Source organism: Pragia fontium DSM 5563 = ATCC 49100 (assembly GCF_900112475.1).
GTDB classification, from domain to species: Bacteria; Pseudomonadota; Gammaproteobacteria; order Enterobacterales; family Enterobacteriaceae; genus Pragia; species Pragia fontium.
This window is the reverse complement of the sequence record NZ_FOLW01000010.1, coordinates 21250-35734: the sequence shown is the minus strand read 5'-3', so window position 1 is coordinate 35734 and position 14485 is coordinate 21250. Positions and strand designations below refer to the sequence as shown.

Genomic DNA, 14485 nt, shown 5'->3' with positions numbered 1-14485 from the left:
TTACACCTTTTCCACGTTAACCAGGAACGCCTTGAACTCTGGCGTTTGGGTATTGGCGTCACCGATAAACGGTGTCAGCGTATTGGCCAAATAGCCTTTACGAGCCGCGCCGACAAATCCCCAGTGAATAGGAATACCAATGGTATCCACGTTCTGTCCGTTAACTTGCAGAGTACGAATACGTTTAGTTACCACCGCTTTAGCTTCAATATAGCCACGCTTTGAGGTCACTTTCACCGTATCGCCATGCTGGATACCTTTTTGCTGCGCTAAACCTTCACCGATTTCAATAAACTGCTCCGGCTGGGTAATCGCGTTCAGCACCGAGTGTTTCGTCCAGAAGTGGAAATGCTCGGTTAAACGGTAAGTGGTCCCGACATATGGGAAGTCTTTCGCATCCCCCATATTTTCCAGATCGGATTTAAATACCCGAGCCGCTGGGTTAGAGATCACATTCTTATGCAACGGGTTAGTGCTGATTGGTGTTTCAAACGGTTCATAGTGTTCAGGGAACGGACCTTCCGCCATTTTATCGGTAGCAAACAGACGGCCAAGACCTTCGTTTTGCATGATAAACGGATTCACATCGCTGCCCGGAGGAGCCGCACCAAAGTCAGGCACATCGATACCAGTCCACTTGCTGCCATCCCATTCAATCAACTTACGTTTTGGATCCCACGGTTTACCCTGTGGATCGGCTGACGCACGGTTATACAGAATGCGGCGGTTAAGCGGCCATGCCCATGCCCACGCCAGCGTATTCCCCAGCCCAGACGGGTCAGAGTTATCACGGCGAGCCATTTGGTTACCGGCTTCGGTCCAGCTACCACTGAAGATCCAACAGGCGCTGGAAGTGGTACCGTCATCTTTCAGTTGAGCAAAGCTGTCCAGCAGTTGGCCCTTCTTCAGAATGACTTTGCCGGTCGCGTCAGTGATATCCACCAGCGCACGACCGTTGGACTCTTTTGCCATTTCTTCCGCTGACGGACGCATTGGCTCCAGATAGTCCCAGGTCATATTCATCAGCGGCTCTACGGCAACGGCTTTATCGCCATCTTGTGCATACAGCTCACGAATTTTAAACAGCAACCCGGCCAGAATTTCACCGTCGGTTATCGCTTCTCCCGGTGGCTCGCCGCCTTTCCAGTGCCACTGTAGCCAGCGACCGGAGTTAACGATAGAACCATCTTCTTCTGCGAAACAAGTACAAGGCAGACGGAACACTTCGGTTTGAATCGACGATGGATCAACATCATTCTGTTTACCGTGATTCTGCCAGAACTCGGCGGTCTCGGTGCTTAACGGATCGATGGTGACCAAATACTTCAGTTTAGAGAGCGAACGGACAACTTTATTTTTGTCCGGGAATGACGCAACCGGGTTAAAGCCCTGGCAGATATAGCCATTCACTTTGCCCTGATCCATCATTTCAAAGTACTTCAGAACGTCGTAGCCCTGATCCCACTTCGGTAACCAGTCATAACCCCAATCATTCTCTTTCTGGGCTTTATCACCGTAGAAGCTCTTCATCATGCTGATAAAGAATTTAGGATAGTTACCCCAGTAGTTAACCTGATCCGCCAGCGCTTTTTTCGGCGTGTTGGCATCCAGATAGGTTTGCAGGTTTGGCTGTTTCTCTGAAGGTAAAGTCAGATAGCCCGGCAGTGACTGAGACAGCAGACCAAGGTCGGTCAGTCCCTGAATATTGGAGTGACCACGCAGGGCGTTAACGCCGCCGCCAGCCATACCCATATTACCCAGCAGTAGCTGGATCATGGCCATAGTACGGATATTCTGAGCACCAACGGTATGTTGGGTCCAGCCGAGGGCATACAGGAACGAGGCGGTTTTATCGGCAGCACTGGTTTCTGCGATCAATTCGCATACTTTCAGGAAGTCATCCTTCGGCGTACCACAGATATTGCTCACCACATCAGGGGTATAACGACTGACGTGATTTTTCAGCAGGTTCCATACGCAACGCGGATCCGTTAGCGTTGGATCGCGTTTAGCAAAGCCGTCTTCACCAACCTGATAGTTCCAGGTGGTTTTATCATATTGACGCTTCTCTGCGTCATAACCGCTAAATAAACCGTCTTCAAAAGTGAAGTCTTCGCGCACCAGCAGATTAGCGTTGGTGTAAGCGTTAACATACTCAGTATTGATCTTGTTGTTTTCCATCAGGTAAAGAATAACCCCTGACAGGAAAGCAATATCAGTACCGGAACGAATCGGCGTATAAAAATCGGCAACTGAAGCCGTACGGGTAAAGCGTGGATCGATAACGATCAGCTTAGCGTTATTATGGATTTTAGCTTCCATCGCCCAGCGGAATCCCACCGGATGCGCTTCGGCTGCGTTACCGCCCATAACCACAACTAAGTTAGCGTTTTTGATATCAACCCAGTGGTTGGTCATCGCACCGCGACCAAATGTTGGAGCAAGACTTGCTACCGTTGGTCCGTGTCAAACGCGTGCTTGGTTGTCTACCGCGAGCATACCGAGCGCGCGCGAAAATTTTTGAGTCAGTAAACCATTTTCATTACTGGAAGCAGAAGCGGCGAGTAACCCACTTGTTAACCAACGGTTGACGGTTACGCCATTTTCATTGGTTTTCTGGAAGTTAGCATCGCGGTCATCTTTCATCAGTTTGGCGATGCGATTAAAAGCGTCATCCCAAGTGATTCTCTGCCATTTATCCGAACCCGGTGCACGATACTCCGGATATTTCAGACGACTTTCACTATTCACATAATCGATCAGCCCTGCCCCTTTAGGACAAAGCGCGCCACGGTTTACCGGATGATCCGGATCCCCTTCGATATGGAAAATACTGGCTCTGGCATTTTTGGCACCATCGCCCATGCTGTACATTAACAGCCCACATCCTACCGAACAGTAGGTACAGGTATTACGGGTTTCCTGAGCGCGTAACAGTTTATAACTACGCGTCTCCGCCAGCGCTATAGCGGGAGCAAATCCCAGCGCGGCTGCCGTTGTACCTGCCATACCGCCAGCGCAGATTTTAAAAAACTGCCTTCTGCTGACCTGCATGGTTTTCTCCTTTTTTCTTATTTGCTGTCACATTGCTCTGTATCAATACGCGTACGGATGATCACCAGGCCTTTACTTGCTTAATTATTATTTGCTACTTTTCACCTTAAGCAGCAAACAGAACCAAAAATCGAAACGTATAAAAACGCACTACTTCTTACGCCCAACAGGTCAGATATTTCAGTGGTCAAATTAAAGACATTGTGATTGTACGGATATAGAATGGCTAAGAAGTTGATCTATATCTTAAATGTTACAAAAATTAACTTATTGTTGGCTATTTTCGTCTCATTTGTACCTCTAATGTTAACCCGAAAATAATATTCATCAAGTCCCTATTGCTTAAAGGCCTATACGTGAAAACAGACGTCTCCCTACAAAATAGCAGCAGTCAGTCAGCGATCGGCGTGCAACAGCTTACCGTTCTCCGACACAACGCTTTGAATACTCCGGAAAAAGATTGGGTCGCAGAGGAAGTGCCGGTTGCCCTGAGCTATAACGGGATTGCCCACGTAGTGATGATGGCGACGCCAAAAGAATTAGAAGAATTTGCGATTGGTTTCTCATTAGCGGAAGGCATTATTGAATCACCGCAGGAAATTTACGGTATCGACGTTCATAACGGTTGTAACGGTATTGAAGTAGAAATCGAATTGGCGACCCGTCGATTTGTCGGTTTAAAAGAGCGTCGACGAGCGATGGCCGGACGCACCGGCTGTGGCGTATGTGGGGTTGAACAGTTGGGTGAAGTCCTGCGCCCGGTAAAACCATTACCGTTTACCCAGCAATTCGATTTGCGTCTATTAGATGGGGCGCTACCGCAGCTTAATCAGGTGCAAACTGTCGGTCAACTAACCGGCTGTACTCACGCTGCCGGTTGGATTTCCCCTGAAGGACAGATGCTGGGAGGCTGCGAAGACGTTGGCCGCCACGTTGCGCTGGATAAACTGCTGGGAGTTAGGGCTAAGCAAGGTTGGCAACAGGGAGCGGTGCTAGTCTCCAGCCGTGCCAGCTATGAGATGGTGCAAAAAGCAGCCATGTGCGGCGTAGAGATTCTGTTTGCGGTGTCTGCCACTACCACGCTGGCGGTGCAGGTGGCCGAGCAGTGTAATCTGACGCTGGTTGGGTTTAGTAAACCGGGTCGCGCGACGGTGTATACCCATGCGCAGCGGATTATTGGGGCATAGGGATTAGTGGGCATTTATCCATATGAAGCCAATGACGTTTGCCGTGGCTATTGCTGATATCGGCCCGCTATCTTTCTTGAGGTGTGCAAAACTCGAAGTATCCGAACTTCGTTAGGCTCTACCACATACACCATAATGAAGGGGAAACGGGCAACCGTGAGTTTACGCTGCTTACCAGACTTTCCCACCACCACGCCAGCTTGTGGATTATCTTCCAATAACCCTGCCAGCATCATAAACTTCTCATCTGTCGCGCTGGCTACTGGCAGTCCTGCTTCTCGGTACAAATAAAGAAAAATATTCTTCCTGTCCGCCTGCGCCTGTTTTTCCCACAACACGTTGATCATAGCTTACCTTGCGCTGCCAGCTTTTTCAGATCATCCATCTGCCGAGTCATCTCATCATTGCTGATAAACTCCCCCTTCCCCTCATCGTAGCGGCTGAATGCCTGATTTATCTGTTGTTCTAACCATTCATCATTCGCGCTATTTTGATATGCTCTTTCTTCCGCCGCCAACTCCTCTGCCCGTTGGCGCATTAGTTCTGTCAGGCTCTGCTTATGACGCTCTGCGGCTTTCATGGCCAAACGTTTGGTTTCTTCATCTATACGAAAATGAATTGTGCTCATAATACACGCTCTTCTGTGGTGTCATTTGTGTTGTCAGTATAGATTGTTAGCGTACATATGTCAGTTTTATGACGGCTTTTATCAACCTGATTAATTAGCGTCAGAGAGTATTCCAGCCATAAAAACTATGTACTCAGCCGGAAGGGTGCTCGTCTTGAGTTTAGGTGTGCATCTGGCCTAGCCGCGATACTGGCACTCCGGTAGCTAAAGCTACTACGCCCCCCACGCCCATCTCTCCTGTCGATTAACTATGAATCACATTGTCATCAATCAGAGATAGCAATAGTTATCCTTTTATCTCGTGATCACAGTTGACATTTTACATCTGAAATAAATGATTATTTGCCTGAGTTTTGGACAATGAAATAAGTTTGGGTGATTTACATGGAGTTGTATTCAGGTATGGAATCAATGTCGCAAGAATTGGGGAAGACTAATCTCCCCCCTACCACTCCTGAGTCTATCAATATATGCTGGATAAGCTTTCGCTTGAGTAATTCATTTTAAAGTTCTCTGCCTGTGCCAACACGCCCATATACACATCATCGTTTGCCACCGGAGGGAAACGGAATTTATGCAATAGCAGGATTAAATCGACTTTCAACTTGGCTTTGATATCGTCGCGCTTACTCCAGTCTGGATACTGGGCATTATTATCAACGACTTCTTTCATTTCCTTAGCCAGCGCTAACATTTGCTCATCTTCGTAGGTGAACTGATATTTATCACGCATATGCACCAAGATGTCATAAAACGCTTTCTCTTCAATATCAATGCCCAAATCGATATAAGTCCCCATCTCAGTCTTAATATCGTAGATAATATCCACCATTTCCTGACTGAATGTATCAAATTCTTCACCATTGAGAATGTCATCTTCACGACGTTCGTTATAGCGATCTACCACGGCCTGAAAACGTCGGGAGAAGTTAATCCCCTGTAGCTGATTTACCTTTTTAAACTCACCAATCGCTTTTTCCAGCAATTTTTGCAGCAGCTGAATTTTGGTATTAGGTAATTTAATTTTATTGATACGCGCTAAGTAATCTTCATCGAAAATATCTATCGACTCAGCTTTATTTTCACCCAACGTAAACAGCTCTTCTACTCCATCAGCTTTCAACGCTTCAGCGATCATTTCACGTACACGGTTATTCATCTGCGTGATGTCTGGTGCATCACCTTTAGTGAGTTTGAAAACAATTGAGCGGACGGCGAGATAAAAGTGAATATAGTCGCGTTCCTGCTGGTTTAGTTCCTCGCTGCCGCAACAGATGTCATAAGCGGCCTTTAGCCTTTTTACTAACGCCATAAAGCGTTTTTCCGTTTTTTGGGTACTCAGCACAAACTCAGCAGCCTGATTCAGGCAAGAAAGCTGCGCCTGTGGCTCGCCACTAAAATAGCCTCGGCTGTCAAAACGGTGCAATACGTGAGCAAGTAATTCGAGATGATTTCTCACCTCAACCACAGACTGTTGAATATCTTCAAAATTGCTGGAGTCAATCTTGGAATACATCGCTAAAGCTAGTCCCATCTGCTTTTTAATGCCGATATAGTCCACGGCCAGACCTTTGCTTTTACCTTCAAACTTACGGTTTACCCGCGAAATCGTCTGAATCAGGCTATGTTTTTGCAGTGGTTTATCGATGTAAATGGCGTCCAGTTCAGGTACATCGAAACCGGTCAGCCACATATCCACCACAATGGCGATTTTGAAGTTCGATTTAGCATTTTTAAACTGTTTATCCAGCTCTTTACGGTACTCTTTGTTGCCAAGCAGATCATAAAGCTGTGCTTCATCATCTTTGCCACGCGTCATCACCATATTCACCATTGCAGAAGGTGGCAGCTCTTTTTGCTCTTCAGGCGTAAGCACCACGCCATCCGGTGCTTGCTTAACCACAAACCAGTCTGGTCGACAATCTTTTAACTGCTGGTAGAAATTCCAGGCAATTTCACGACTGGCACAAACAAACATCGCCTTGCCTTTTACCGTTGAACCTTCAGACACCCGTTCTTCATAGTGTTTAGCAAAATCTTCCGCTAGCGCTTCCAATCGATCTTCGTCGCCCAAAACAGCGTTCATATTGGCAGATGCTTTTTTACTCTCATCAATCTGGTATTCGTTGGCACCAGCCGCCTCGCAGTCTTCATAGTATTTTTCGATTTCATCGAGTTTGCTACTGTCGAGAATAACTTTTGCCGCACGCCCTTCATAAACGATACGCACGGTGATGCCATCCTGAACAGATTCAGTCATGGTATAGCTATCCGCCACATCACCGAAAACGTCCAGCGTGGCGTCAATTGGCGTACCGGTGAAACCAACGTAGGTGGCCTGCGGGAGGGAATCGTGCAGGTATTTAGCAAAACCGTAGGTTTTACGCACGGTACCGGTTTTTTCATCTACCACGACTTTCTGATCAAGATTAACCTGACTGCGATGCGCTTCGTCAGAAATACAGATGATATTATTACGCGTTGAAAGCAGTTCGGTATCTTCGGTAAATTTGTGGATAGTGGTAAGGAATACGCCACCACTGTTGCGCCCGGCCAGTTGATTGCGTAAATCTTCACGGCTTTCTACGGGAACAACCGTATCATCGCCAATGTATGCTGTCGCATTACAAAACTGGCTCGAAAGTTGATCGTCGAGATCGGTGCGATCAGTAATCAGTACAATCGTTGGGCTGGCGAAATCAACGCTTTTCATCAACAAACGGGTTAAAAACTGCATGGTATAGCTTTTACCGCAGCCGGTTGCGCCAAAGTAAGTACCACCTTTACCGTTACCCTGAGGTTTTCGCGCGCGTTTAATGCTGTAGTAGAGTTTGCGCGCCGCATAATATTGTGGATAACGACAGCAAACTTTAACCTCTCTTTTAGCTTTATCTGGGAAACAGATAAAGTTTTTTACCACATCCAGCAAACGCACCGGGTGAAACAATCCCTGAATCATGGAGTGCAGGGAAGATATTCCATTGTGCTCTCGGTTTTCATCACCGGTAACTTTACGCCATGAATAAAAATATTCATAAGGCGCAAATAGGTTACCCATCAAATTATTTGCGCCATCACTAATGATGCACAAAGAGTTATAAACAAATAGCTGGGGAATATCGCGGCGATAGCGAATACACAGTTGTTTCCAAGCGTCTCCGGTGGTGGCTTCTTCACGGATCGCACTTTTAAATTCAAACACCACCAACGGTAGGCCGTTAATATAAATAATAGCGTCGGGAATGCGTACCTGCTGGTCTTTGCCGCTAATCTCCAGTTGATTAACAATGGTGTAGCGATTAAAGGAGTCTGACCGGTAATGAGCGGCAGGTTCCGCCGCCTGCTGTAATGGCATGTCTTCGCCGTCGAATAACGCACTCAATGCCACAGGCAAATGGCGAGTGTCGACTAATTCAATATAGAGATCTTTCTGGCTGCGATCGTCGCGCTTAAACAGAAAACCATTGGCAAGCCATAAACAAAAGGTCTTATTACTTTCATAAAGATCGGAAGCGGGCAGAGCGGTTAGTTGGCGAATCAGACGGTCGGTTTCATCCGACGTTAGGCCATCAGCATGATAGCGGGCATAAAGATAATGACGCAGATCGTCCTCAATCAGGACCTGATCTTGGCTAATTCGCTTAACATTTTCACCAATAACGTGCGGGTAACCTTGTTCCCCTAACAGCTGAATAATGGCGCGTTCTAACTTAGCTTCGTTAAATTTCAGGCTCATTACGCTTCACTCCGGGCACGATTTAATCGCCCCCTCTCCCTTGGTTTCTGTTAAGCGTTTCAGTAATATGAAAACCTTACCAGAAAGCCCCTAAAATAACAGGGGCAAACGTTAGATAGTTTCAGTTTCTTGATAGAGCTCAGGAATATCGTCTAGCGAAAGTTCACCGGAGATGAGTTTGGGGAGTAGGGTGTCACGGAGGTTTTTCAGAACAGTGGTTTGCTTTGAATTCTCAACAATTTTATCAAAATTATCTTTAGCAATGTGAGTAAACACTTCGATTGCTTTTTGAGATGGAATTATCAAGTTAATAGTTTTGAAGGCTGATTTACTAATTTCAGCAAATGTAGTTCCTCCAGCGATTCCTTTAATATCATCCATTATATTTTCTAGCCAATAGATAATATATTCCGAGCTAAGTGATTTCGCCGAAGGTATTGCTATGTAGCCCTGATTAATAGCTAATGGTATTTTGGTCAATGCTAAATAACCTATTGGTGCGCGAGAAGACATGAGCACAGTATTTTCAGGTAATAACCCTGAGGATATTTTATTCAAACCTGCTGTTGTAATTTTTTTACTAGTATCAATAAGTATCTTACTGGTATTTCCTGCAAGATCTTTTGGTGATGTCCAATGAATTTCTCCATTGTCCCAAAAATCAGCATTTGCGGTACTTGGAGTTGAACCACCTCTAATAACAAACTCATCACCAGCCATGGATAGTTGCCACCCCTTCGGCACCCAACCCAGCTCAATCTCCTCAAACTCGGCCGGAAACAACGCGCGAACATCAGCCGCTAATGGCTTGAAATCTGCACTATTACGCACTTTTTTACGTAATTCTGCCCGTGCCTGAAAAGGTTCAGGAATGGTGTTACCTCCATCTAATGCATTATCAATCACCGGATCAAAATCAACAAACCATGATTTAAATAGGGTTTGGGATATTTGTTCTAGGGTTTGGTTGATTTGATAACAAGTTTCCAAATTTTTTGTTATCAAACCTAAAAAATTTTTTATCTTTACCTGAGCCACTTTGTCAGGACAATAAAAGGGATAATGACTAATTGAATCGAAGGTTATTTGAGGGAACGTGCCTGACCGTGATTCAGCAATATGTTGAAAATCAGAAAGTGTTTGCTTGCATGTTAACTGCAGATAAAAAAACTCGAGATTCATAACATCTTGATTAACTTCTAAAATCATAAACTTTGTTGATACAACATAATTGTGAGTATTCTCAAAGTTAACCAACGCAAATCTACTATTACCAGGACGAATCTCAGAAAATAGAATATCATTTATCTTAATTGCTTTTTTTGCTTGTCCAGGTAACTCATTAATTTTTGATATATTTTTATGGAGAAACTTCCCGTCAAGAACATCACCAGTGTTTATAAAAATAACACCATTTTTATTTTTGAAATTAAAAGCTCTAGATGCATTTTTTGCAATTTCATCTAATTTAACTATATCCCACTTATTCCCCATAACCCAACGCCTCCAAATTATGGCGAATCGCCTTATCCAGTTCTTCAGCCTGCTTCATCTGATTCAATAAGGTCTGCGACAGTTCACGCATTTTGGTTTCAAAAGGAATGCCATCATCTTCTAGCTCAGCCGCACCAACATAACGCCCAGGGGTAAGCACATAATCATTGCCTTTCATGTCTTCGATAGAGGCAACTTTGCAGAAACCAGCAATATCCTCATATTTTGCTAATTGGCTATCGCTACGCTTAATGCGCCCCGCTAATTCTTCAGGCGTACTGCGCCAGGCATGGAAAGTATCGGCGATGGTGGCAATATCTTCTGCGGTTAGCTCTTTAATAGTACGGTTGATCATCGTGCCAAGGTTACGAGCATCGATAAACAATGTTTCACCTTGGCGATTGCGATACCCCTTCGCCACATCCACATCTTTATTTTTGGTGACAAACCACAGGCACACCGGAATTTGCGTCGTGAAGAATAGCTGCCCTGGCAAGGCAATCATGCACTCTACTAGGTCATTTTCGATCATCTGTGCGCGAATCTCACCTTCGCCGCTAGTGTTGGAGCTCATTGAGCCATTGGCCAACACGAAACCAGCGCTGCCGTTAGTAGACAGCTTAGAAATCATATGCAAAATCCAACCGTAGTTGGCGTTGCCGGTTGGCGGCGTGCGATAGCCGGAGAAACGTGGATCATCTGTCAATTCAGCTTCGTTACGCCAGTCTTTCAGGTTAAACGGTGGGTTTGCCAAAATATAGTCAGCTTTCAGGTCCGGATGCTGATCGTTAAAGAAGGTATCCGCTGGGCGTTCGCCTAAGTTGCCAGATAACCCACGAATGGCGAGGTTCATCTTAGCCAGCTTATAGGTGGTGGCCGTCAGTTCCTGACCATAAATAGCGATATCCAGGCTCTTGCCCTGATGGCTTTCCACAAATTTTACTGATTGTACAAACATCCCACCGGAACCACAGCACGGGTCGTAAATTTTACCCTGAAAAGGTTCAAGCATTTCAGTTAGCAGGGTAACCACGCATTTTGGCGTATAGAATTCACCACCGCCTTTACCTTCGGTCGCGGCAAATTTACCGAGGAAATATTCATATACCCGCCCCACCAAATCTTCTTTGGAAAGTGCATCAACATCGGTTCCATGCGCCAACGTTTCGATGTTGTCGATGGTATCAATCAACGAGGCCAGTTTCTTGGTTTCTAAATTCTGGCGGCTGAAATAGTTATCCGGCAACGCGCCTTTTAGTGAAGGATTGCGTTTTTCAACGGTGGACAGGGCGGTATCAATAAGCACCGCAATATTATCTTGCTTAGCGCGTTGCTTAATAAACGACCAGCGTGCCTCTTCTGGCAGATAGAAAATATTGTCTTGCTGGTAGAACTCTTCCATCTCCACAAAGGCTTCTCGTCCTTCGTCCAACATCTCCTTTCGACGGGCTTCAAACTTATCACTGATAAATTTCAGGAATACCAGACTAAGCACCACATGTTTGTACTCAGAAGACTCAACGCTACCGCGAAGCTGGTTTGCAGTATCCCATAATGTTTCCTCAAAACCTTTTTTAGCTTTGTTTTTGTTAGCGGGTGCTTTGGCCATGATTATTCCCAATAAATACAAATTGAAGCGGCTATTGTACTGACAATAGCGTGGAAATGCTGCCCTTAATCGGATGATTCAACGCGATGTCTGCGCTTGATTGTAGCCCCATTCGGTACAAGTGCGCTTATGTACAGACTAAATGGACACTGTAACTCCTACCAGTCATTCATTGCGCATCTAAAAACTGAATCCGTTATTTTCCGTGATCCACCAGACCTTCTCACTATCATCTTTCGCCAAAACACCATAACTGGCGTAGATTATATCCCAGTAAAATCTTATTCAGGATATTTAACAGGGATTTATCAGAATGAAAGCCAAAGAAGCCAAGCTACTCAATTTTCTGCAAACCGCTCCGCAACTAGTGATTCCTATCTATCAGCGTCTTTATTCCTGGGGGCTTAGAGAGTGCGAACAGCTGTGGGAAGATATTATTCGCTGCGGCCAGGACGAAGATAACCACGGCCATTTTATCGGCTCGGTGGTTTATATCGAACACGGTTTATATTCTGTCACCTCTCAATCCCCTTTGCTGATAATCGATGGGCAACAACGCATCACAACTGCTTCACTGCTGATCGCCGCATTATCGGAAGCCGTTGGTGAAGAAGAATTTATTGAAGGGTTTAATCAAGCACAGCTACGCGGTTTTTATTTAACCAACCCATTATTATCCGGTGAAAAGCGTTACAAACTGATTCTATCGCAAACCGATAACGAAACACTGCGTGCCATTATTGACGGTAAAGCGCAACCAGAATGTTATTCTCTGCGTGTGCAAGAAAACTTCGAGTTTTTCCAAGATAAACTAAAAGATAAAACCATACTGGAAACGGTTTGCAAAGGACTGAGCAAGCTGATTGTGGTCGATATTTCTTTACAGCGCGATAATGATAATCCACAGCTTATCTTCGAAAGCATGAACTCCACCGGTAAAAAACTCAGCCAGGCCGATCTTATCCGTAACTATATTCTGATGGGATTGGAGAACGAGCACCAAACTACGTTGTATAACGATCACTGGCGCAAAATGGAGCTGCTGTTTGGACAGGAGGCGTATTCGGAGCAATTCGACTCTTTTATGCGTCATTATTTAACGGTGAAAACCGGCGACATTCCTAAAATTGACGATGTTTATGAGGCGTTCAAACAATATTTCCGCCTTAGCCGTCAGTCAGTTGAGTCTGCCGTAGCCGATATCCATCAATATGCTATTTATTACTGCGCCATTACCTTAGGTGCGGAGAAAAATAAGACGCTAAAAGAAACATTCCAAAATATCCGCGAGTTAAGAATGGATGTTGCCTATCCACTGATATTAGAGCTTTATAACGATTATCAAAACGATGTGTTGCAACTGGACGAATTTATTGAGGCACTACGCTTAATGGAAAGCTATGTCTTCCGCCGCGCGGTCTGTGCTATTCCAACCAACTCAATGAACAAAACGTTTGCTGGACTCAGCAAAAACTTTAATAAACAACGTTATCTGGAAAGTTTTAAAGCGGCGCTTATGCTGCTACCTTCGTATCGTCGCTTCCCTAATGACGAGGAGTTTAAACGTGAGATCCAAATTCGCGATTTATATAACTTCAGAAGCCGAAGTTATTGGTTGAAGAAGTTTGAAAACCATAACCATAAAGAACCAACGTTGATTGATAGCGCGACAATCGAACATATCATGCCGCAGTGCGATAATAATGCAGATAAAGTTCCGCAAGTTTGGCGACAGGCTTTAGGCGATGAATGGCAACGCGTGTGGGAGACATGGCGTAATACATTGGGAAACCTTACTCTAACCGGCTATAACTCTGAATACAGTAATAAATCATTTGCCGAAAAACGTGATATTGAAAAAGGTTTTAAGTACAGCCATTACATTTTGAATAATGAGCTTGTCGAGCTAGATAATTGGAATGAATCGACAATTTTAGCTAGGGCGAAAAGGATGGCAGAACGAGCCAGTAACATTTGGCCTAGCGCTCATCTTCCTATCGAGGTGATTAACGCTTATAAACCACAGAATACAACCAATGCTGTTTATGGTTTTGACGATCATCCCTATTTAGCCAAAGAATGTGTGAATACCTTATTTGAAGCGTTCCGCAAAGCGGTCTTGGCACTTGACCCCTGCGTAACCGAAGTATTTCTCAAACTGTATATCGCCTATAAAGCCGAGGTAAATTTTGTGGATGTAGTACCACAGGCAAAACGACTACGACTTTCACTGAATATTCCTTTTGCTGAAATAAACGATCCACAAGGATTATGCAAAGACGTCACCAGCCTTGGCCGCTGGGGTAATGGCGATGTAGAGGTTGGATTTGAAAATCTGGAAGATCTTCCGCACGTAATGGCGTTAGTGACTCAGGCTTTCGAACGGCAAATGGATAATTAATATTCCCAAAGGCGCGGAACTGACGTCCAGCCGCGCCAACTACAAAGTTCGGGTATCCTTAATCTAACCTTAAAGGAGCACTGAATTTAGCCAAAGCTAGCAATAAGGCTGCACGAGCTGCAAGGATATGGCGAGAGACAAGGGAGCATTTGCCCTAACGCCCCCCTGATCGCCGCCTGCTAAATTGTTGAATTAAGCACCGGACTATTAACAGCGAAACCGTTCATATCCAGTATTTAATCACAACAACAATCTACTCCCCCGAAGGGAACAAGAACGGGTTCACTCCACTGCGAGCAAAACCTTCTTCTTCTACCTTGGCATCCAGCACCAGCGAGGCCAAATCGTCCGCCACCGGCTCAACGTTTTGATCTTT

The 14485-nt window shown here is 45.2% G+C and carries 8 protein-coding genes and 1 pseudogene; 2 read left to right on the top strand and 7 right to left on the bottom strand.

Going from position 1 to position 14485, the window contains the following annotated elements:
* Positions 1–3054, bottom strand: coding sequence for a formate dehydrogenase-N subunit alpha (gene fdnG / locus BMZ28_RS13600; protein ID WP_136655903.1), 3054 nt, complete (start codon positions 3052–3054; stop codon positions 1–3).
* Between the two features lie 356 nt (positions 3055–3410).
* Here fdnG and fdhD point away from each other — a divergent pair, with 356 nt between their 5' ends.
* On the top strand, positions 3411–4241 hold the full coding sequence (fdhD, locus tag BMZ28_RS13590) for a formate dehydrogenase accessory sulfurtransferase FdhD (protein ID WP_074824005.1): 831 nt from the start codon (positions 3411–3413) through the stop codon (positions 4239–4241).
* Positions 4242–4288: 47 nt separating this feature from the next.
* Here fdhD and BMZ28_RS13585 read toward each other — a convergent pair whose 3' ends face one another.
* The 5 genes from BMZ28_RS13585 to BMZ28_RS13565 all read right to left on the bottom strand — a co-directional run bounded on the left by BMZ28_RS13585 (position 4289) and on the right by BMZ28_RS13565 (position 11708).
* Complete coding sequence (locus BMZ28_RS13585; RefSeq protein WP_047782324.1) at positions 4289–4588, bottom strand: type II toxin-antitoxin system RelE/ParE family toxin; 300 nt, start codon at positions 4586–4588, stop codon at positions 4289–4291.
* Positions 4585–4869, bottom strand: a complete 285-nt coding sequence (locus tag BMZ28_RS13580) for a damage-inducible protein J (RefSeq protein ID WP_047782325.1) — start codon at positions 4867–4869, stop codon at positions 4585–4587. Before BMZ28_RS13580 ends, BMZ28_RS13585 begins: the two co-directional genes overlap by 4 nt.
* Before the next feature lie 463 nt (positions 4870–5332).
* On the bottom strand, positions 5333–8605 hold the full coding sequence (locus BMZ28_RS13575) for a type I restriction endonuclease subunit R (RefSeq protein ID WP_074824002.1): 3273 nt from the start codon (positions 8603–8605) through the stop codon (positions 5333–5335).
* Between the two features lie 111 nt (positions 8606–8716).
* On the bottom strand, positions 8717–10099 hold the full coding sequence (locus BMZ28_RS13570; RefSeq protein WP_074823999.1) for a restriction endonuclease subunit S: 1383 nt from the start codon (positions 10097–10099) through the stop codon (positions 8717–8719).
* Positions 10089–11708 carry a type I restriction-modification system subunit M gene (locus tag BMZ28_RS13565; protein WP_074823996.1) on the bottom strand — a complete coding sequence of 540 codons (1620 nt, stop codon included), beginning with the start codon at positions 11706–11708 and terminating at the stop codon, positions 10089–10091. The genes BMZ28_RS13570 and BMZ28_RS13565 overlap by 11 nt, the downstream gene beginning before the upstream one ends.
* Before the next feature lie 313 nt (positions 11709–12021).
* On the opposite strand from BMZ28_RS13565, the gene BMZ28_RS13560 reads away from it, so the two are divergent.
* Positions 12022–14109 carry a GmrSD restriction endonuclease domain-containing protein gene (locus BMZ28_RS13560; RefSeq protein WP_074823993.1) on the top strand — a complete coding sequence of 696 codons (2088 nt, stop codon included), beginning with the start codon at positions 12022–12024 and terminating at the stop codon, positions 14107–14109.
* A 253-nt stretch (positions 14110–14362) separates the two neighbouring features.
* Here the strand turns inward: BMZ28_RS13560 and BMZ28_RS13555 are convergent.
* Positions 14363–14485 (bottom strand): annotated as a pseudogene (locus BMZ28_RS13555) (formate dehydrogenase accessory protein FdhE domain-containing protein); the annotation flags it as partial.

Bases quoted from the DNA above. Each gene is read 5' to 3' on its own strand.
- BMZ28_RS13585 (WP_047782324.1), bottom strand. From the start codon at position 4,588: ATGATCAACGTGTTGTGGGAAAAACAGGCGCAGGCGGACAGGAAGAAT.
- BMZ28_RS13580 (WP_047782325.1), bottom strand. From the start codon at position 4,869: ATGAGCACAATTCATTTTCGTATAGATGAAGAAACCAAACGTTTGGCC.
- BMZ28_RS13575 (WP_074824002.1), bottom strand. From the start codon at position 8,605: ATGAGCCTGAAATTTAACGAAGCTAAGTTAGAACGCGCCATTATTCAG.
- BMZ28_RS13570 (WP_074823999.1), bottom strand. From the start codon at position 10,099: ATGGGGAATAAGTGGGATATAGTTAAATTAGATGAAATTGCAAAAAAT.
- BMZ28_RS13565 (WP_074823996.1), bottom strand. From the start codon at position 11,708: ATGGCCAAAGCACCCGCTAACAAAAACAAAGCTAAAAAAGGTTTTGAG.
- BMZ28_RS13560 (WP_074823993.1), top strand. From the start codon at position 12,022: ATGAAAGCCAAAGAAGCCAAGCTACTCAATTTTCTGCAAACCGCTCCG.